The sequence below is a fragment of the Segatella sp. genome, assembly GCF_977051555.1.
Genome location: NZ_CDRSSE010000008.1, coordinates 26,118 through 45,784 on the forward strand (window position 1 = coordinate 26,118; position 19,667 = coordinate 45,784).

The 19,667-nt window shown below is 40.0% G+C and carries 12 protein-coding genes and 2 tRNA genes; 2 read left to right on the forward strand and 12 right to left on the reverse strand.

Going from position 1 to position 19,667, the window contains the following annotated elements:
• Positions 1 to 63 precede the first annotated feature (63 nt).
• Positions 64 to 1,626, forward strand: a complete 1,563-nt coding sequence (locus ACWJAO_RS03240) for an AAA family ATPase (protein ID WP_449139244.1) — start codon at positions 64 to 66, stop codon at positions 1,624 to 1,626.
• Between the two features lie 231 nt (positions 1,627 to 1,857).
• Here the strand turns inward: ACWJAO_RS03240 and ACWJAO_RS03245 are convergent, their stop codons facing one another.
• From ACWJAO_RS03245 to ACWJAO_RS03300, 12 genes are all read right to left on the reverse strand, one after another.
• On the reverse strand, positions 1,858 to 2,970 hold the full coding sequence (locus ACWJAO_RS03245; protein WP_449139245.1) for a glycosyltransferase family 4 protein: 1,113 nt from the start codon (positions 2,968 to 2,970) through the stop codon (positions 1,858 to 1,860).
• Between the two features lie 26 nt (positions 2,971 to 2,996).
• Entirely contained in the window at positions 2,997 to 3,785 is a 789-nt protein-coding gene (locus ACWJAO_RS03250) for a glycosyltransferase family 2 protein (protein ID WP_449139246.1), read from the reverse strand.
• A 2-nt stretch (positions 3,786 to 3,787) separates the two neighbouring features.
• Positions 3,788 to 4,687 (reverse strand): glycosyltransferase family 2 protein, encoded by a 900-nt coding sequence (locus ACWJAO_RS03255; protein WP_449139247.1) that lies wholly within the window; start codon positions 4,685 to 4,687, stop codon positions 3,788 to 3,790.
• Between the two features lie 7 nt (positions 4,688 to 4,694).
• A complete protein-coding gene (locus tag ACWJAO_RS03260) occupies positions 4,695 to 5,654 on the reverse strand; it encodes a ligase (protein WP_449139248.1) in 960 nt (319 codons plus the stop codon).
• A 236-nt stretch (positions 5,655 to 5,890) separates the two neighbouring features.
• Complete coding sequence (locus tag ACWJAO_RS03265) at positions 5,891 to 6,910, reverse strand: Wzz/FepE/Etk N-terminal domain-containing protein (RefSeq protein WP_449139249.1); 1,020 nt, start codon at positions 6,908 to 6,910, stop codon at positions 5,891 to 5,893.
• Between the two features lie 121 nt (positions 6,911 to 7,031).
• Positions 7,032 to 7,745, reverse strand: a complete 714-nt coding sequence (locus ACWJAO_RS03270) for a CDP-alcohol phosphatidyltransferase family protein (protein ID WP_449139250.1) — start codon at positions 7,743 to 7,745, stop codon at positions 7,032 to 7,034.
• Between the two features lie 5 nt (positions 7,746 to 7,750).
• Positions 7,751 to 9,199, reverse strand: coding sequence for a flippase (locus tag ACWJAO_RS03275; RefSeq protein WP_449139251.1), 1,449 nt, complete (start codon positions 9,197 to 9,199; stop codon positions 7,751 to 7,753).
• A gap of 206 nt (positions 9,200 to 9,405) precedes the next feature.
• The gene (locus ACWJAO_RS03280; RefSeq protein WP_449139252.1) at positions 9,406 to 10,944 is read right to left on the reverse strand and encodes an AAA family ATPase; all 1,539 of its coding nucleotides are present in this window, start codon (positions 10,942 to 10,944) and stop codon (positions 9,406 to 9,408) included.
• A gap of 34 nt (positions 10,945 to 10,978) precedes the next feature.
• Complete coding sequence (locus tag ACWJAO_RS03285; protein WP_449139253.1) at positions 10,979 to 13,582, reverse strand: SLBB domain-containing protein; 2,604 nt, start codon at positions 13,580 to 13,582, stop codon at positions 10,979 to 10,981.
• A gap of 129 nt (positions 13,583 to 13,711) precedes the next feature.
• Positions 13,712 to 13,782, reverse strand: a tRNA-Gly gene (locus ACWJAO_RS03290).
• Between the two features lie 32 nt (positions 13,783 to 13,814).
• Positions 13,815 to 13,887: transfer RNA gene (locus ACWJAO_RS03295), tRNA-Thr, on the reverse strand.
• Between the two features lie 169 nt (positions 13,888 to 14,056).
• On the reverse strand, positions 14,057 to 16,735 hold the full coding sequence (locus tag ACWJAO_RS03300) for an ATP-dependent Clp protease ATP-binding subunit (RefSeq protein ID WP_449139254.1): 2,679 nt from the start codon (positions 16,733 to 16,735) through the stop codon (positions 14,057 to 14,059).
• Between the two features lie 287 nt (positions 16,736 to 17,022).
• Between ACWJAO_RS03300 and gyrA the strand changes: the two genes are divergently transcribed.
• Positions 17,023 to 19,659 carry a DNA gyrase subunit A gene (gene gyrA, locus ACWJAO_RS03305; protein ID WP_449139255.1) on the forward strand — a complete coding sequence of 879 codons (2,637 nt, stop codon included), beginning with the start codon at positions 17,023 to 17,025 and terminating at the stop codon, positions 19,657 to 19,659.
• Positions 19,660 to 19,667: the final 8 nt, after the last annotated feature.

Here is a 19,667-nt window from a genome sequence, read left to right on the forward strand (position 1 = left end):
AAACATAAAAATAGTTTGGCTGTTTCATATAAAAGGAGTATATTTGCAGAAAAATGAAACAATATGACGCAACTGAATAGAAAATTGCCTTTAGGCATACAGGATTTTGAAGAGATGCGTAGAGATCATTATATCTATGCTGATAAGACCGATATGGTTTGGAAATTGGCTAATGGTACTAAATACAATTACCTGAGCCGTCCACGCCGTTTCGGTAAGTCTCTTTTGTGTTCTACCCTAAAATGTTATTTTGAGGGTAGAAAGGAACTCTTTGAAGGTCTCAAAATTATGGAACTTGAAACGGAGTGGGTAAAACGTCCTGTTATCTATCTTAGTATGAGTTTGGGTGGTTCTTCTGCTCAGACGCTTACTGAATATTTGAACAATGTGTTGTCTTCATACGAGAAGATATATGGCAGAAATCCGGATGAGCAGTCTTTAGGTAATCGTTTAAATGGTATTATCCAAAGAGCATACGAACAGGCAGGAGTACAGATAGCCATTATTGTTGATGAGTATGATGTTCCTTTGCAGCATACTTATGAGACCAATCATCATGATGCATGCCGTGAGATATACCGCAATTTCTTTACTGGATTGAAGGACTATGGTTACTGCATCAAGTGTGTCTTTATTACTGGCATTACAAAGTTTACTCAGATAAGTTTGTTTAGTATGCTTAATACATTAACTAATGTCAGCTTTCGTAATGAGTACGCTACAATATGTGGTTTGACTAAAGATGAAATTCAGTTCTATTTTTCAGAACAGCTATCAGAATTGGCAGATAACTATGCAATCACGAAGAGTGCCCTTATGGATACAATGAGTTCTATCTATGACGGCTACCATTTCTCCCGTGGTCTCATTGGTGTTTACAATCCTTTTAGTGTATGTAATGCCTTGGCTAATCTGCGCCTTAATTCTTATTGGATAGCCTCTGGCTCTAACGAGATGTTACTTAAAGTTTTGCGTAAATTCATCGACGAGATTCCTGAGTTGGACAATTGCTTGATAGATTCTGACTATTTGGAAATGAGTGATGTCAATATGAATGATCCTAAGCTCTTTCTTTATCAGTCAGGTTACCTTACCATCAAGAAGGTGGTTGGTAGCAGCTATATGTTAGGCTATCCTAACCGGGAAGTACGAAATGCGATGTTTGGTATGATTCTCCCGATTATGTTGCATAAGGAGTCTTCGCAAGTAAGCAATGCTATTCAGGAATTGAAGATTTCGATGTTGGCTGCTAATATAGATAGGAGTATGCTTTGTCTTAAGCAGTTGGTTGCTGGCACTCCTTATAGCACACAAAAGAAGGAGAGCTTTGTTTTTGAGGAGCATTTCCGTTTTATCCTGAAGAACATCTTCTATCTCTGTGGCTTTAAGGTCTCAGAAGAGCAACAGATGTCTGCAGGTAGAATAGATTTGGCAGTTGAAACCTCAGAAAATATCTACATTTTGGAACTTAAGATGTCAGATAATGGCGGCGTTGTTTCAGCCTCACATCAAATCGATTCTCGTCATTATGCTGATGCCTATGCTGCATCCTCTAAACCTGTTATCTCACTTGCTCTTGAGTTTGATAAGCAGAGTAGGGTGCTGATAGATTGGAGGAAATTATGAAGGATATTTTTAGCTGATGTTAGCAACTCCGTCTTGCATATTCTCTGAAAATCTTGTAGATTATTACAAAAAACTACAAGATTTTCAGAATTGTTTAAAACAATTTTTAAGAATGTCTGAGAATTGCAAAGGTACATTACAATACTTTCTTCTCTCTTAACATATGGCTTATATTCTTTCGTTTTTTAAGTTCTATTGCTGCTGAAAGTGTGATATTTTCTTAAAACTTATTTATACTAATTTGTCGTATTCCTGTATTACATTATTGATATCAAATTTTTTCTCAGCAATTTTTCTGCTTGCTTTTGACATTGCTTTTTTTTCTTCATTTGTGAGTTTAAGATATTTTTTTGCAGCTTTAACAAGAGCGTCCTTGTTTTTGGGAGCTACTAGATATCCGTTAATTCCATTTTCAACAGTTTCGATACACCCTGGATTGGTTGTTGTTATTATTGGCTTTCCTGTTGCACATGCTTCCATAAGAGATCTATTTAAACCTTCTCCATAGTACGACGGAAGCATAACCACTATACCTTTTCTCTTGAGTATACTTAAAATGTCTTTTGTGAAACCGATGTATTTTATGTAACCTTTAGATTCGTCTTCCTTAATTATTTCTTTCGAGACACTATTAGGATAGTTCGGATCAATTGTTCCAAGAATTTCAAAACTCACATTAGAATATTCTTCTCTTATTTCTTTTGCACATTCTATAAACTCATTATAACCTTTTTCGTATAAAACTCTACCAATGAATAAAAATGTTATTATATCAGATTCATTGTTCATGTAGGGGAAGTCATTAAGGTTTAAACCTTCTCCACCCTTTAATAAAATAATTTTCTTTTTATCACATAATTTCCTTCTTATTATTTCGTTTCTGTTGTCATTGTTTAGTATAAAAAGGCTATTAGTGCATGCTAAGCCAATTTTGTAAAGAGTTCTACCGATGAAAGATATCAGGTTTTTATTTTTAAAAGCATATCCAAGACCAGCCATCATTGAAGCTGACTTTATATGATTGAGTCTTGCGGCAATAGAACCATAGATATTGGGCTTGATTGTGTAATGGAATACATAATCAGGCTTCTCTTTCTTATAGATGTTATATATTTTAAAAAAATATTTAATGTCAGCAATAGGGTTAGTCTTATTTCTATCCATATCAACTGGTATGTATGTTACATAATCAGGAATTTCAGTTTGTAGTTCTGAAACTTCATTTTGAGGTGCAATCACTATGACTTTATATCCTTTGCTAACATAGTGTTTTATCACTTTACCCCTAAAATTAATTAGTCCCCACAAAGTGTTGTCTGAGAATATAATTTTTTTTCTTTCCATTTCCTTACTAAAATTTGTATCTATATTTAAGACTTAAAATATTTAATTTTCTTTTTTAAGTCTGGTCCAAATAAATCAAGAACTCTTTTTCCAAGATCAATTAGTATCATTCCTAAAAAATATAAGTGTGCATGTAACTTATTAGCACTATTGTTGTAAGCCATTTTTATATAGTCTTTACGTTTTTTTAACATCGATGTGCTTGTCGCACCTCCTAATCTAAATTGGACAATGTCATGATTTACATGTTTGAACTTAGCTCCCAACTTGTATGCTCTGATAAAGAAGTCTAAGTCCATGGTATAATGTAAATCTATATCATATGTTCCAAACTTTTTATAGGCATCTAATGTGACAAAGGTACTTTCGTGAGCAACGTTTACAAAAATAGGAGTAGTAGAGAACTTCAATGATGGATATTCTCTGTATTTTTTATTGGTAATAGGATTCCAAATTATAGAATTACCTCTATAAATGTCATATTCGCCCTTTTGATAACTTGTTGCTATAGCTAAGAGTGATTCTGGCAAAAGTATATCATCAGAATTAACGATACCTACGAGATCTCCTTTAGCATTTTGAATTCCCTTATTAAATGCGTCACTTATGCCTTTATCTGGTTCAGATATAATAGTGCTAATTTCATTTTTATACTTATTGATGATGTCCATGGTTTTATCTTTAGAACCACCATCTATAATGATATACTGTAAGTTATTGTATTTTTGTGAAAGTACACTTTTTATAGTGTCTTCTATATGCTTCTCGCTATTGAAGCATACGGTTATAATTGATATAATGGGTTGATTATTCATTTTTAAAATGTTTTAATTATTGCTGATATTCTGAAAAGTACATATGTAATTTTAGATGAACATTTTAGCCTTTTGTCACTTGATGCAATGATACGTTGCCAAAGATTACCTTCACCAGATAAGATTGCTTTGTCAAGTATTGACTTGTTCTCTTGGCTCATCATTTTATAATATCCTATTTTTAACTCTTTCGCGCGTTTCAGTCTTTCATGTTCGCTGTTAGAGATTCTTTTCCATCTTCTTTTCCATTCTTCAAACCTACTATAGCCTTGTCCTATTGCATTATGTGAATGTTGACGGTACAATATATGTGGTTGGGGGTCAAAAAAGATATGTGCGCCAATTGCTTGAGCAATACTATATATCCATACATCATGCATGGGTTGATAGTTTGGAGCAAATTTTAATATAATATCTCTAAGCGACTGATTAAACACCATTGTACATCCACCTATAAATTGATATGTTAATGCTTCACCAAAAGTAAGACGTGGATTAATATAAATAGTCTTCATTGAATTTAAATCTTTGTCTACCAATTGCGTTTGGCAAAAATATAGTGCGGGTTCTTGCCCATAACTTTTTATGCAATTTATGGCTGTTGAAAGTTTATCTTGTGACCAATAGTCATCTTGATCCGAAAATGCATAATATTTACTGTTAGGGGCTTTGTACAAAAGCTCCATAAAACTTTTAGCAGGTCTAACATTGTGTCCTTGGTAAAACGATAATTTATTTCTTGATTGATAGTCATTGAGAATTGAGAGCGTTTGATCACTTGAGCCGTCATCTCTAACCAGTAATTGAAGTTCTACATCTTTTGAATTAAGTATGGAATCTATTTGTTCTTTAATGAACTTTTCTCCATTATACGTAGACATTAAAACTGTTATTTCTTTCATAATAAAGTTACTTTTGTTGTTTGTTTACATCTAGTGAAGTAATGCTTTCTTCATATGAATATGCCATTAGTAAAACTATCATTCCTGTGGAGGATAGGAGTAATGGGTTTGTTCCTGCTATGAGTAAATATGAAAGATAAGCGAAAAACATGCATTTGCAAAAAGCATCTCTTCTATATTTCCACATAGTAATTAGAGGCTTAGCGAAGACTCCAATAATAATAAGCGAAAATAAGCCGTAATTCCTTAATAACTCTAAATATGTCCATTCTGTTTTAAAAACAACTTTATTGAATCCTTCACTATACATATAGGCACCAGGACCTTGCCCTATAAGAATATATTCAGGATGTTCTTCAAATAGTTGTATATAAGATGGTATATGTCCATATTTGACCGCATTTGAAGCCTCTCCCGTGTCAGAAATGAGTGCAATTAATAAAACGATGAATGCAATCCCAATTATAAAGATAATAGGGTAAAGTATATATTTTGCATATTTCTTGTTTGCACCTGTAACATATCCTACTATAATAAATATAAATATAGGTAATAACATTGTACTTCTTGTTCCACTAACAGAAAATGCAAAGCAGATAAAGAATAAGTATATAAATGTTAAAATGTTTCTATGGATCCCTGAAAATACTACATAAAAATAGTAAGCTATTATAAAAACAAAAGCTACATATGATTTTAAATACATTACAAACATACTAACACCTAGAAATGTACGATGGTTTATTATGATAGGAAATCCAGCTGTAGCTTGCCAATAATAAATAGGTGCTTCTAATTGAGGACAGTATAATATCAGAAAAAAAAGCATGGTCATCAATATGCAGCATATTACAACAGGCCCTTTTGATAAGCTTATTAGATCATAATTTCTTATCCATAAAAGAAGCAGCACTGGTGAAATAGCTTTATAGACGGCTAAAACTTCTGTTTCATCTACTAATGTCATGCGCATGCATGATATTAAGTATGGTATTGTTATAGCACAAAATAATAATAAAATCCAGGGTAGTTTGCTCCAGTCTGGCTTGTAAAATAGAATGTTGAACGCAACAACTAATACAAACATCAAGTCTTTTTTATGAAGCATAGTTCCTGTTGGGTCGAATAAGATAACAAAGATAAGCAACCAAAAAAATAGGTTGCCTATCTGTGTCCTTATTTTATCTGTGATAGAATGTATTATCATTGTTTGTATTGAACTTTTAATGCTTTTGTTATTAAAAATGCAGTATAAGCTGCGTTGAAAACAATTAAAAAGAGTACCAGTAGAATTAGCTTGTGAGGTGCCGATGGACGTGTTGGAACTGTGGGCGCTTCTATTACAGCATATACTGGAGTCCTTTCCATCACCTTTGCTTTTGCTAGCTGAAGTTGTTGGACAAGTTGTGTATAAATATTGTATCTTAATTGCATGTCATTTTCAAGCTCGTCTTGTTTAGATTTATACGACTGCAAGATAACATCTTCATTAGCATCAGAATATGCAGCAAACTTTTCTTGTGATTTCTTGTAATCAGCAAGAGCTTCCACGTATAATTTCTTTGTATATGCTAAGTCGTGTTTTGCTTTTGATGTTCTGTAATCTGTAATGAAGGCTTGAAGTCTGTTACTTACAGAATCAACAAGTACTGCAGATATTAGAGGATCTTGTGCAGTTACTTTGATAGTAATTATATTTGTTTCTTGATCGACACTGCAGGAAATCATTCCTTTTAAATTCGTCACAATTTTTGTTTGATTTTCTGTAAGACGAAAAGCGTCTATCTTTTTGTTGTTATTGTCTGATTTTTCAGTTATTGTAATCCATCCTAATGGGTTGAACATTGACCACCAAGGAGATTTCTGGTAATTCTTCAGGTAATCATATAGGGTAGTTCGAATTTTGCCATCATCAGATTTAATCTTAATATCAAATAGTCCTACAATAAATGAAGTTGAACTTATTACATTTGGGTAGAACTGTGGGCCTATAGCATCAGTATTGTTGCTATTCATATTTAAGCCCATGCTAGATGCGATACTTCCTAATCCGCCAAGTTTTGACATATCATTATTGGTTTCAGGAGACAGCATTACTTTTGCAGTATATTGTTTGGGAATACTTATAGCCACAATTATTCCAAAAACTAGAGCAATAAGAGTTATTATGCCATATGTCTTTTTGTTAGACATAAACAATTGTATTATATCCTTTAATTCCATGTCTTTTTTGTTTTATCTTAAATCAGTACCATTATAATAATGATGTTAAATTAACTGATTATCTACTATTAATATAAATAATAACGCATACGTAATGTATTTATTATATATTTCTTATTGTTTATAATGTTTTATAGCATTTCTTTAATGTTTTGCGATACATGTTTGCTGTATTGAGTAGATTTGCTACAAAAATGATTGCAAGTATATATAATGAATTATATAAGCCCACAAAGTCACCTAGAATAATAATAGGTAGAAACAAAACTATATTAGGATAGTATACAAGTTGTAAGAATAGCCATTTTGCCCATGATGGATTAAAAATAGTGCTACTTTTCTCATTTTTATTTTTATCATATACTTCTATAAGTATAAGATTTCTAGTAATCAATTCTGTAGATATAAATGTGATGAATAACGCAGATATTATATATATATTATATGTGCCTATCTGAACGTATGTCAACCACATGGCTAGATTTACGCATGGATGGTCAATTATGTGTGCTAGGTAATCCATTTCTTTTCCATAACGTGAAAAAGTCTTAGTATATCTTGCAACTTCTCCATCAGAACTATCCATAATAAACCATAGAAATAGCAGAAGTATTCCAATTATTTTACAAATGATATTCGGTGCAGCAAAGAAGATTGCACCTAAAACACCTGATATAATCATGAAAATCGTGATGGTGTTAGGGCGTATATGGAAATGGATGAAATATCTAGAGAAGAATGGGGACAATGCCATACAGATATATTCTGATATTTGTCTTGATCTGATAGGACCAAATGTTGTTGCTTTTACAATTTCTTTGTAAGTTGGTTTCATTTTTCTTATTTTTTTATAGTTATTTTATTGATTATCATATTCGCTGCAGAGTCTTTGTTCAGAATTAATAATAGTATATAGATTGTCATACATGAGAATACAGCAACTATAACAGTTAACAATTCTGAAAGTTTAAATGATCTGACAAACCATATTGTTGGTATGAACAACATCGATATTATTATGTATTTTAAATTTGCAAATTTAAACAGTCCAATATCTAGCTGTAATTTTTTGTATATGTAAATATAGCACATGATTTGGAACAATCCTTCACATATCAATGTTGTCAATATTGCAGTTGATGAATTTATACACTGGCATAACGTAAAGTCAAATACTACATTCAATAGACCGCATAGTGCATTTGCTTTCATCAAGAAATTTTCTTTTCTAAACAAAAATATAACTTGATTGTATACAATTGCTTCTGTTGATAGTATGAAAACTCGTAGAGCAAACAATTGCATTGATGGTATAGCGTTTGCGTATTGGTTTCCTGCAAATATCAAAACTATCTCTTTTGACAATGCCAAAAGACCAACAGAAACAGGAGCTATTACTAAAAAATTTATTCGAATCATCTGTTTAATTCCTGTTTTGTATGCACAAAAATCATTCTCAAGGTAATATGATAAGCGAGGTATCATAACATATACGAGAGATAAAAAAAGTATTCTTATCATCTCAGAAATCTTTTGACCAACTCCGTAGAATGCGACTTCTTCAGAAGGTTGGTAAATTCCTAGAATTGTTTTATCTGCCACAGTAAAGAGGAGATTTGTGTTGTTTAGTATAAGAATCGTAAATAGTGGAATTATTAATGGCTTAATGTGTATGTTTTGACACAACTTACTAAATGATAAGTCTACGTATTTGTGAATATGAACAAAACTAACAATGTTATTTACAACGACTGTAGCAGTAGTTATTGCAACATATTTATAATAGTCTCCGTCATTTTTAATAAATAGAAAAACGGCACATAAACTGAATACTCTAATAGCAATAGTCTTAAATGTTATAAATTTGTAGTCTTCAAACGCTTCGTTAATCCATTCAATGTATAAAATCTGTCCTATAATACCAAATCCTTGAACATACATAATTTTTTTTAGCACAGGATCATTTATCGTGTAATAAACAAATAGAAAGTAAATAATAAATACTACTATGTTGCTAATGAGTCCTAAAACAAAGAGATTTTTGAAAATGGAATTGGTTTCTTCTTCACAGTCTCTTTTGCGTGCTATTTCTCTCAAGCCATAGTTGTATATGCCTAGAAGACCAACTAGGCTAAAATATGTAAAAATAGTAGTTGCATAATCCATTTTACCCACAGTATTTGCTGAAAAAATTCTGTAGATATATGGATATATTAACAGAGGCACGATAATATTGAATACATTTAGTGCACTCTTAGATATAGTATTTAATATAATGGAATTCTTCATACTTTTATCATAAGTTTAATGATTATGCAATTAACATCAACATCGGTGAGATAAGTATAAAATACGTATCTTATCGATGTCTTGTAAACTGTAGTATTTAGAAATGTTTGTTTATTTTGTGCAACTTTATTTGATAATATAGGGTTTGTTTATTCTTACTTACTCATATTAGCAATCGTAGCAATCATGGCGGCGATGCTGCTAACTTATCCCTGCTTCCAACTCTCAACTCCTCTTGTCTTACTGGAGAAGTTGATGCCTAGCTTGACAACTGTTCGCTTATCCATAGCGAAAGGAGCTGCATAGTTTTTGTCTTCTATCTGTTGCAGAGCTTCTTCGGCACTTCCATCTAATTTGCATTCAATGATGTAGATGTAGTCGGAAGTTTGAATGAGAACGTCCATCCTGCCTTCACTTGTCGGTATTTCTACCTGTGTGTGGAATCCCATAATCTTAAAAATGAGATATAGGGCATTTTGGAAGTAAAGTTCTGCTTCGCCTGCTACCTGATAGCTGTTATCTGCAAAGAAAGCGGTAAGCCGATTCATAAATTGTTCAACATGTCCTGCTTCCACATCCTTTACAAACTCATCGACCATAAAGGCGGAACGATCACCTGCAGAACAGTATAGCGGCAGCAGGAAGTTAAGGAAACCTTCTTCCACTTCTCTGTTAGGGAAACCTAGAAGGTATTTCTTAAACCTTCCGTCATAGCCTTTGATAGTGAGATAACCACTCTGGTATATCACAGGTATCGGGTTGGTTGACAGTGAATCCACGCTGTTGATTACATCGTCTGATACTCTTTCCTTTGTCATGTCTGGCAAACGATAGTTGTGCATTTTCAGTAAGTCAACTAGAAATGTGGGTGTGCCAGTCTCAAACCAGTAGTCTTTATAGCGAAGTCTTGACAAAGTGTTCAGTACGCTGAATGGGTTATAGATTCCTACTGTATTTTCCTCGAAATGATATCCGTCGTATCTTGCTTTCAGTTTTGCTGTTGTGGCTTCTTCTGTATCGCCATTGGCTTCGGCAAGTTCGCTGATACCTTCCTTGAAATTCGTAAGCAGTTCCTTTTCTGTCATTCCGCAAATGCTGATATAACGGTGGTCCATTGAGATATCCGTCAGGTTGTTGAGGTCGCTGAACACGCTAACCTTGCCAAACTTGGTTACACCTGTGAGGAATGCAAACTTGATATATCGGTCTTGAGTCTTCAATACCGAATAGAATGCTTTCAGCTGTGCACGGTGTTCTGCCTGTAACTCTGGGTCGCGCAGGGTCTGAAGTATAGGCTTGTCGTATTCATCGATAAGAATAACGACACCACATCTTTCTTTCTCTGCTGCTCTTGCTATCACACCCTTGAAACGAAGGGCAAGTGTGGCTTCTGACTCACGGGTTCCATATTTGCTTTCCCAAGTTGTGAGGTAGTCATTAAGAACTGTATACAGGCTGTCTTTCTCTCGAAAGTTGGCTGTGTTGAGATCGATATGGAAGATAGGATATTTCTTCCATTCGGTCTCCAAGTCATATATGGCTAAGCCCTTGAAGAGTTCTTTCTTACCCTGGAAGTATGCTTCCAAAGTAGACAGAAAGAGGCTCTTTCCGAATCGGCGTGGGCGACTGAGGAAATAGTATTCTCCCTCTGTCGCCAACTTGTACACGAATCGGCTCTTGTCTACATACGAATATCCATTTGTACGTAGCTTTTCGAAATCTTGTATTCCTATAGGATATTTCATTGAATGACTCCTTTTTTATAGGGTTTGATTATTCTTACTTACTCATATTAGCAATCGTAGCAATCATGGCGGCGATGCTGCTCATGCTGCTTCCCATACTCATCATTTCGGCGGTACTCATCTTGCGCTTCAGCTTGGCTGGGATGACAATCTCGCTGCCTGGCTGCACTTTGGCACCATGAGAGAGTTTGGCTACCTTGCCATTCATGTAGATGATGTATGCCTTGCTCTTTAATGCATCTGAGGCAAAACCACCTGCCTGATCGATGTAATAGCTTGCCTTCTTGCCCTTTTCGTAGGCTACCGTGTTAGCAAACATTACGGCACCATTGATCTTTACTGTACCATTGTACTGAGGGATAACCAGACGGTCGCCCTCGCGCAGAATGATGTCGGCATCGCTGCCTGGGTTCGCCAATGCTTCTGGAAGGTCGATACCTACAGGATATTCGCTAGGTACATTGAACTTCTCTATGTTGGTGCGCTCTACATCCTTTGAACTCTGGGTGATGGCACTGGCATTGTTGCTGCTGGAGGCAAGCTGCAGAAGGTTTTTCTGCATCTCTTCGCGCTGCATCTTCAATACTGCCTCCATGCGCAGCTTCTCCTGTTCGTTAGCTTTGCGGATGATGCGGGCTCCCTTGAGATATGCCTGATCTGTTCCGCCACCTGCCTTCTTGAAGAGTTCACTCAGGCGGGCGTTGCGACGGTCTAATGTATAGAGACCGGCAAACATTACTTCACCCGTAACTGATACGTTCTGCTGCTCTATATACGCCGGACTCTGACGAATCATTACCTCGTCAAATGGCATCAGCTTGAAGCCTGGGGTGCCGTCGATAACGAAGCCGTCTTTCAGAGATAGGGTGTAGGTCTTGGCGATAACGCTGTCTGGACGTAAAGCCTTGGCATCCATAACTCTACGGCTTACCATTACATTAACGGTTGAAGCCTTGTCGGTCAAGCCGCCTGCCTGAAGAACGAAGTCTTCGAGGGTCTCATTGTCGGCATATTGATAGACGCCTGGATACTGTACTTCGCCACGGATGGTGAGGGTGCGCTCTATAATCTTTTCCTGTCGGGTAGGGATGAAGAGTACATCATTTTCCTTCAATGGGATATCTGGTGTCTTGCCGTTCATGATGCCGGCGATGTCTACGCTTACTACTTCGAGTGAGCGGTCAGACTTCATGCGGTGCATTACGGCACGGTTGGTGAAGGCTTCCTCGGTCAATCCTTCGGCATGCTCTACCAGGGTGCGTACGCTATTAATCTGCTCGCCCAGATTGTACATGCCCGGACGGAATACGGCTCCTTTCACCTCTACGGTGTTGGCGTAGCGTGGCAGGATGCTGTCTACGCTGATTGAGTCGCCATCATCGATACGGAAACTGGAGAAGTCGAACTCTTCTACATTATATACAGCACGTTCTCTGCCGGTCTTACGGTTCAGTCTTACTGATTTCTTGTAAGCATCGCCTGTAAAACCGCCGGAATACTTCAGAAGGGAATTGACGCTCTCGTTTTTCTTCATTTCGTAAATCATCGGGCGCTTTACCTTTCCGGTGATGGTTACGAGGCAGTCGTATGGACCAACTACGATGACATCGTTGTCGGCAAGACGGACATTACCCGTCAGTTTGCCGTTCAGGATGTAGTCGTAGATGTCGACAACTGTTACCAGCTTATTGTGTCTGTATACCTTGATGTTTCGCAATGTACCCAGATCGTTAGTTCCGCCAGCCATGTAGAGTGCATGGAATACGGTAGCGAAGGCTGAGAGGGTATAGGTGCCCGGAATCTTAACCTCGCCCATCACGTTTACCATGATGGTCTTGGTCTGTCCTACGGTAAGCTTGATGCGGCTGGAACGGTATCTGCTGCCCAAGGTATTGCGCAGGCGGGCATTAGCCTGAGCTACAGTCAAGCCTGAAACGCTGACTGGTCCATAACCCTCGATGGTTACTTCGCCATCTGGCGAAACGGTGCTCTCGATGGTTTTCTGTGAGGCACCGTAGATATCAATGATGACAGCATCGCCAGGTCCCAGACGATAGTTCTGTGGGGTAGCGATGTTCATATTTGGCTCGAAACTGAGATCCTTATTGTTGAAGATGTCGCGGCCGAATACCTTGTTGCGCTTGAGGTTGAGCTCTGCCTGCAACTGTTTTACCATGGTAGCTGTATCGGGAACCAGGGCGTTCATCTCCTTGCTGAAATCATCATAGTCTGGGTTGGTTTCATCATAAGATGAGTAGTAGCTGTCGTTCTGCTTGCTCTGGATGCGATAGTTGCTATAGGTTGAAGCCTGCTTCTCATTATCCTTGTCCTGGTAATCTTCTCGTTGTTTACCATTGTTGGTACGCATTCTCTTGTTGCCTGCATTTCCTGCAGCGGATGTGCTGTAGAGTTCGTTCTGCTGCGACATCTTCTGATACTTATTGCGTACACGTCGAATCTGGGAGATGTCTACGCCCTGCTGCATCAGTTTGGTAACAATCTGCGAATTGGCTGTGCCACGCTCATGTTCTTTCACCACAAAGCTCATCACCTGATCATCGGTCATGTGTGAACTCTGGGCGAAAAGAGGCCCTGAAGACAGGACGAGCGCCAGTACAAGTATGATATGTTTCTTCATTATTATTCTTTTATCTTAAGTTTATTTATATAATAACTCGAAATGAGCGATTTTGTTGTAGTAGAAGATTGAAAAGATGTTAATAAAACAAGAAACCCAGGGCTGAACCCTGGGTTTACTGATGTTCTGAGCGAGATACGGGAGTCGAACCCGCCTCACAGGCTTGGGAAGCCCGTGCACTACCGATGTGCTAATCTCGCGAAGGAAAATACTAACTCCTTTCACAAGAAAGAGCCACGAGCGGGACTCGAACCCGCGACCCACGCATTACGAATGCGTTGCTCTACCAACTGAGCCATCATGGCTTTTTGCCCGAAAGCAGATGCAAAGGTAATGAATATTTTTTGAAATAAGAAATTATTGCCTAAACTTTTCTTGTGGTTAACTCTTATTAACTAAAGTTAGTTGGTTGCTATACCGGGTTCATAACAAAAAAGAGGGTGTGTCATGGACTTATGACACACCCTCTCCTGATTATAGTTTCTTGAATGTCAATTCTTCTTTTTTCGGATTCTTGCCTACCGAGATGGTGTCGCCTGGCTTCATTGTGCCATCGAGCAACAGCTCGCAAACGGAGTCTTCGATGTAGGTCTGGATGGCGCGGCGGAGTGGGCGGGCACCAAACTGCACATCGTATCCCTTCTTGGCTACCATCTCCTTTGCCTTTTCGGTAATCTGGAAATGGAATCCCAGGTCTTCTATTCTCTTGATCAGACCTTCCAGGTCGAGGTCGATGATGCGCTTGATGGCATCGAGGTCTAACTGGTCGAAGGTGATGATGTCGTCGAGACGGTTCAGAAACTCTGGCGCAAACTGCTTGCTGAGGCTCTTCTGAACGATACTGCGGGCATACTCCTTGTCTTTCTCGTCCATCGCCAATCCGCCTTTTATGCCTGCAGAAGTGAAGCCGACGCCTCTGCCGAAATCTTTCAGCTGGCGGGTTCCTGCATTCGAGGTCATGATGATGATGGTGTTGCGGAAGTCGATGAGTCGGCCATTGCCATCGGTAAGTCTGCCTTCGTCGAGTACCTGTAAGAGCAGGTTGAATACCTTGCTGTTGGCTTTCTCTATTTCGTCGAGCAATACGATGCTGTATGGCTTGCGGCGTACCTTTTCGGTCAGCTGTCCACCTTCGTTGTAGCCTACGTATCCTGGAGGCGCACCTACCAGACGGGAGGTGTTGTAGCTCTCAGAGAATTCGCTCATGTCTATTCTGATGAGTGCATCTTTCGAACCAAACATTTCTTCGGCGAGCTTCTGGGCAAGATAGGTTTTACCTACGCCTGTAGGACCCAGGAACATGAATACGCCAATCGGATGGTTAGGGTCGCGCAAGCCTACACGGTTTCTCAGAATGGTCTTTACCATCTTGTTGATGGCATTGTCCTGAGCTATCACCTTGTGCTTCAGGTTGCGTTCCAGATCTTTCAGACGTTTGCTTTCGCCCTCAGCCATGCGTTGGGCCGGTACGCTGGTCATCATGCTGATAACGTTGGCAATATCTTCGGCTGTCACCTCAACATATTCGCCAATCTCTCCCTGCTGCCATTGCGCCTTCATGTCCTCAATCTCTTTCTCGATCTTGGTCTGGGCATCTCTGCATGAGGCAGCCATTTCGAAGTTCTGGTTTGCTACTGCCTGCTGTTTCTTGCTGATTATCTTTTTCAGTTCTTTTTCCAGCTTGATATATGGAGCAGGAACACTTGCATTATTAATATGTACGCGCGAGCCGGCTTCATCTATCACATCGATAGCCTTGTCTGGGAAGTGGCGGTCGGTGATATAGCGTTCTGTCAGTTTGACACATGTCTCAAGAGCCTCGTCTGTATATCTCACACAGTGGTGCTTCTCGTAATGTTCCTTGATGTTGTGCAGAATCTGAAGCGTCTCTTCTCGTGTTGTAGGTTCAACGATAACCTTCTGGAAACGGCGTTCCAGGGCTCCGTCCTTCTCGATGCTCTTGCGATACTCGTCGAGCGTGGTGGCACCGATACACTGGATGACTCCTCTTGCCAGGGCTGGCTTCAGGATGTTGGCTGCATCCATGCTTCCTTCGCCTGAGCCGGCGCCTATCATGGTGTGAATCTCATCTATGAAGATAATAATCTCCGGATGGTTCTCCAGTTCCTTGATTACATTCTTGATACGTTCTTCAAACTGTCCACGGTATTTGGTTCCTGCAACGATGGCTGTCAGGTCGAGACTTACCAGTCGCTTGTTGAAGAACATAGGCGATGTTTCCTGGTTGTTGATGAGCTGTGCCAGTCCTTCTACGATGGCGCTCTTTCCTACGCCCGGTTCACCTATTAATACTGGGTTGTTCTTCTTTCTGCGTCCCAGAATTTCGAGCACGCGCTGGATTTCTTTCTCTCTGCCGACAACCGGGTCCAGTTTTCCTTCGCCAGCAGCCTTGGTCAGGTCGAAGCTGAATTTGTCGATGGTAGGGGTGCTGCTCTTTTTATGCGGAGCTCCATTCGGACGGGTAGATAATCTCATCGGATTCTGGTCCTTGTCCATATCGAATGGCTCTTCGTCTGGTTCCATCATGTCGTTCTGCTCGTTGTAGTCATCTTCAGCTTCTATTCCGCCAGCCATCTCCAGGTTCTCTGCTTCCTCCTGCTTTTCTACAGCAGGTGTTTCTGAATCTGGTGTTTGAGGCTCCATTTTGAAATCCTTCGGCTCTTCTGCCTTCTGCTCGTCATCCTTATCAGAAGGATAGAGAATTTCGATGGCACGGTCGTAGCTTAAGCCCAGTTGACGAAGCCAGTTGGCAACAGGGTTCTTGTCGTTTCTCAGAATGGCAAGCAGCAGATGTCTTGGCTCTACTATCTTGGAGTGCTCATAGTTGTTGGCCTCGCGGATAGAGTCTCTGATAATGCTGTCTGTTATCTGATTGAACGGGATATGGTTGTTTTCCTTCACGTTATCGGAAGGAGTTTCTTCCAAATGCTTTTCCAGTTTGCTGGTAAGGACATCGCTGAAAGCCATCGGACTGATGTCTGCGCCCTCCAGGAGCTTGTTGACATCGCTGTCGTTCTGACTGATCAGACTTATCATCAGATGCTCCACGCAGATCTCGCTACCCAAGGTGCGTGCTGCTTCTTTGCTGCTTCTGTTCAGTATGTCCTGTATATGTGAAAACGGATTTATCATATTTGCTTATATTTTTAAAAATCTCAGTGCAAAAGTACACATTATTTTCAATAATAGCAAATGATATGCCAACTTTTTTGCTTTGTTAAAATACAAATAATGCTAAAATAATGCGATTTTTCGCCTCTAAAGCGTTTTGGTATCATTTTTTTTTGTATCTTTGTCGAGAATTTCAAAAGGGTAAAACGTCTTAGAACGCAAGGAAATGCCCTTAAACGCGATTTTCGGATAGAAAACAGGCGTTTTTTTGGAAGTAATGAATAAATAATAATACATTAATATAAGAAATGGACGAAAATCAGACAATGGATCATGATAGAATCATGAAAATCAACATTGAGGAGGAGATGAAGTCGAGCTACATCGATTATTCGATGTCAGTTATCGTGGCTCGTGCCCTCCCTGATGTACGAGATGGTTTCAAGCCTGTGCACCGCCGTATTCTTTACGGTATGCTCGGCATTGGAAACACCAGTGACAAACCTTATAAGAAATGTGCGCGTGTTGTAGGTGAGGTGCTCGGTAAGTATCACCCTCACGGCGACTTTTCTGTTTACGGCGCTCTGGTGCGTATGGGACAGGAGTGGAACATGCGTTATACCTTGATTGACGGACAGGGTAACTTCGGTTCTGTTGACGGTGACTCTCCTGCTGCCATGCGTTATACTGAGTGCCGCCTCTCTAAGATGGGTGAGCATATCATGGATGACCTTGACAAGGAAACGGTTGATATGACCAACAACTTCGATGATACCTTGCAGGAACCTACCGTGATGCCTACCAAGATTCCTAATCTTCTGGTGAATGGCGGTAACGGTATTGCCGTAGGTATGGCTACCAATATGCCTACCCACAACCTGGGTGAGGTGATTGACGGTTGCTGTGCATACATCGATAATCCTGACATCGATACCGATGGATTGATGCAGTATATCCCTGCTCCTGACTTCCCAACCGGTGCTACCATCTATGGTATCCAGGGTGTGAAGGATGCATACGAAACGGGTCGAGGCAGAATCGTGGTTCGTGCCACTGCCGAGATTGAAAGTGGTGAAAACCATGATAAGATTGTTATCACCGAGATTCCTTATGGTGTTAACAAGGAGCAGCTCGTAATGGCTATTGCTGACCTTGCCAAGGAAGGCAGAGTAGATGGCATCGCTAACGTAAACGATGAGTCTGGCCGTCAGGGTATGCGTATCGTGGTAGATGTAAAGCGTGATGCTAATGCTAATGTTCTTTTGAATAAGCTCTTTAAGCTGACTGCTCTTCAGAGCTCATTCTCAGTGAATTGCATCGCTCTTGTTAATGGTCGCCCACGTCTTTTGAGCTTGAAGGAGTGTGTGAAGTATTTCGTAGAGCATCGTCATGATGTTACTATCCGCCGCACCCAGTTCGAACTGAAGAAGGCGCAGGAGCGTGCTCATATTCTCGAGGGCTTGATCATCGCCTGCGACAACATCGATGAGGTGGTACATATTATCAGAGCCAGCAAGACTCCATCTGATGCACAGCGCAACTTGGAGAAGCGTTTCGAACTCGATGAACTTCAGAGTAAGGCCATCGTGGATATGCGACTCAGCCAGTTGACAGGCTTGCGTCTGGAGCAGTTGCATAATGAATTCAACGAGTTGATGAAGACCATCGACTACTTGAATCAGATCTTGAACGATCCTGAACTCTGCAAGAAGGTAATGAAGGATGAACTCAACGAGGTGAAGGAGAAGTATGGTGACGCACGTCGGACCATGATTAAGCCAGACGACCATGAGTTCAACCCAGAAGACTTCTATCCAAACGACCCAGTGGTTATCACCGTGAGTCATCTCGGATATATCAAGCGTACCCCATTGTCTGAGTTCCGTGAGCAGGCTCGTGGTGGAGTAGGTTCTAAGGGTGCCCGTACCCGTGATAAGGACTTCACCGAGTATATTTATCCTGCTACCATGCACCAGACCATGTTGTTCTTCACCAAGAAGGGTCGCTGCTACTGGTTGAAGTGTTACGAGATTCCTGAGGGCGACCGCAATTCTAAGGGCCGTGCTATCCAGAACCTCCTCAATATCGAGAACGATGATCAGGTGAACGCATTCCTCCGTCTGAGAGGTCTGAATGATGCTGAGTTCATCAACAACCATTACGTAGTATTCGCTACCAAGAACGGTACTGTGAAGAAGACCTGTCTGGAGGCATATTCACGTCCACGTGCCAACGGTGTGATTGCTATCAACATCGTAGAGGGCGATGAGGTGGTAGATGTTCGTCTGACAAATGGTCATAACGAGCTGATTATTGCCAACCGCAATGGTCGTGCTGTCCGTTTCGATGAGAACGAGATCCGTACAATGGGTCGTACTTCTACCGGTGTTCGCGGTATGCGCCTCGATGAGGGTGACGATGCTGTAGTAGGTATGATTGTTGTCAACGATCCTGAGAAGGAAACCGTGATGGTAGTGAGCGAGCAGGGGTATGGTAAGCGTTCTGATGTACTCGATTACCGTGTAACCAAGCGTGGCGGTAAGGGTGTGAAGACTCTGAATATTACTGATAAGACCGGCCGACTGGTAGCTATCAAGAACGTAACCGATGATAACGACCTCATGATTATCAACCAGAGTGGTATCGTGATTCGTCTTGCCGTAGCCGATTGCCGTGTCATGGGCCGTGCTACCCAGGGTGTCCGCCTTATCAACCTTGCCAAGAAGAATGATGTCATCGCCAGCGTATGCAAGGTGATGAGTTCAGAACTCGAGGCTTCTGTAGAAGAGGAGAGCCGTTCTGCTTGGGCTAAGAAGAGCGAGGAGATAGAGAATGATACCGTTGGTGCCAAGACTGCCGAAGAGGCTGCCGAGGCTGAGGCTCATCTCGCTGACGAAGCATCTGATGCAGAGAATACCGATTCGGGCAACGTAGATTTCGAATAAAGAAAAGA

Excerpts from the sequence above, each read along its gene's own strand:
- ACWJAO_RS03240 (WP_449139244.1), top strand. The coding sequence starts at position 64 with ATGACGCAACTGAATAGAAAATTGCCTTTAGGCATACAGGATTTTGAA.
- ACWJAO_RS03245 (WP_449139245.1), bottom strand. The coding sequence starts at position 2,970 with ATGGAAAGAAAAAAAATTATATTCTCAGACAACACTTTGTGGGGACTA.
- ACWJAO_RS03250 (WP_449139246.1), bottom strand. The coding sequence starts at position 3,785 with ATGAATAATCAACCCATTATATCAATTATAACCGTATGCTTCAATAGC.
- ACWJAO_RS03255 (WP_449139247.1), bottom strand. The coding sequence starts at position 4,687 with ATGAAAGAAATAACAGTTTTAATGTCTACGTATAATGGAGAAAAGTTC.
- ACWJAO_RS03260 (WP_449139248.1), bottom strand. The coding sequence starts at position 5,654 with ATGACATTAGTAGATGAAACAGAAGTTTTAGCCGTCTATAAAGCTATT.
- ACWJAO_RS03265 (WP_449139249.1), bottom strand. The coding sequence starts at position 6,910 with ATGGAATTAAAGGATATAATACAATTGTTTATGTCTAACAAAAAGACA.
- ACWJAO_RS03270 (WP_449139250.1), bottom strand. The coding sequence starts at position 7,745 with ATGAAACCAACTTACAAAGAAATTGTAAAAGCAACAACATTTGGTCCT.
- ACWJAO_RS03275 (WP_449139251.1), bottom strand. The coding sequence starts at position 9,199 with ATGAAGAATTCCATTATATTAAATACTATATCTAAGAGTGCACTAAAT.
- ACWJAO_RS03280 (WP_449139252.1), bottom strand. The coding sequence starts at position 10,944 with ATGAAATATCCTATAGGAATACAAGATTTCGAAAAGCTACGTACAAAT.
- ACWJAO_RS03285 (WP_449139253.1), bottom strand. The coding sequence starts at position 13,582 with ATGAAGAAACATATCATACTTGTACTGGCGCTCGTCCTGTCTTCAGGG.
- ACWJAO_RS03300 (WP_449139254.1), bottom strand. The coding sequence starts at position 16,735 with ATGATAAATCCGTTTTCACATATACAGGACATACTGAACAGAAGCAGC.
- gyrA (WP_449139255.1), top strand. The coding sequence starts at position 17,023 with ATGGACGAAAATCAGACAATGGATCATGATAGAATCATGAAAATCAAC.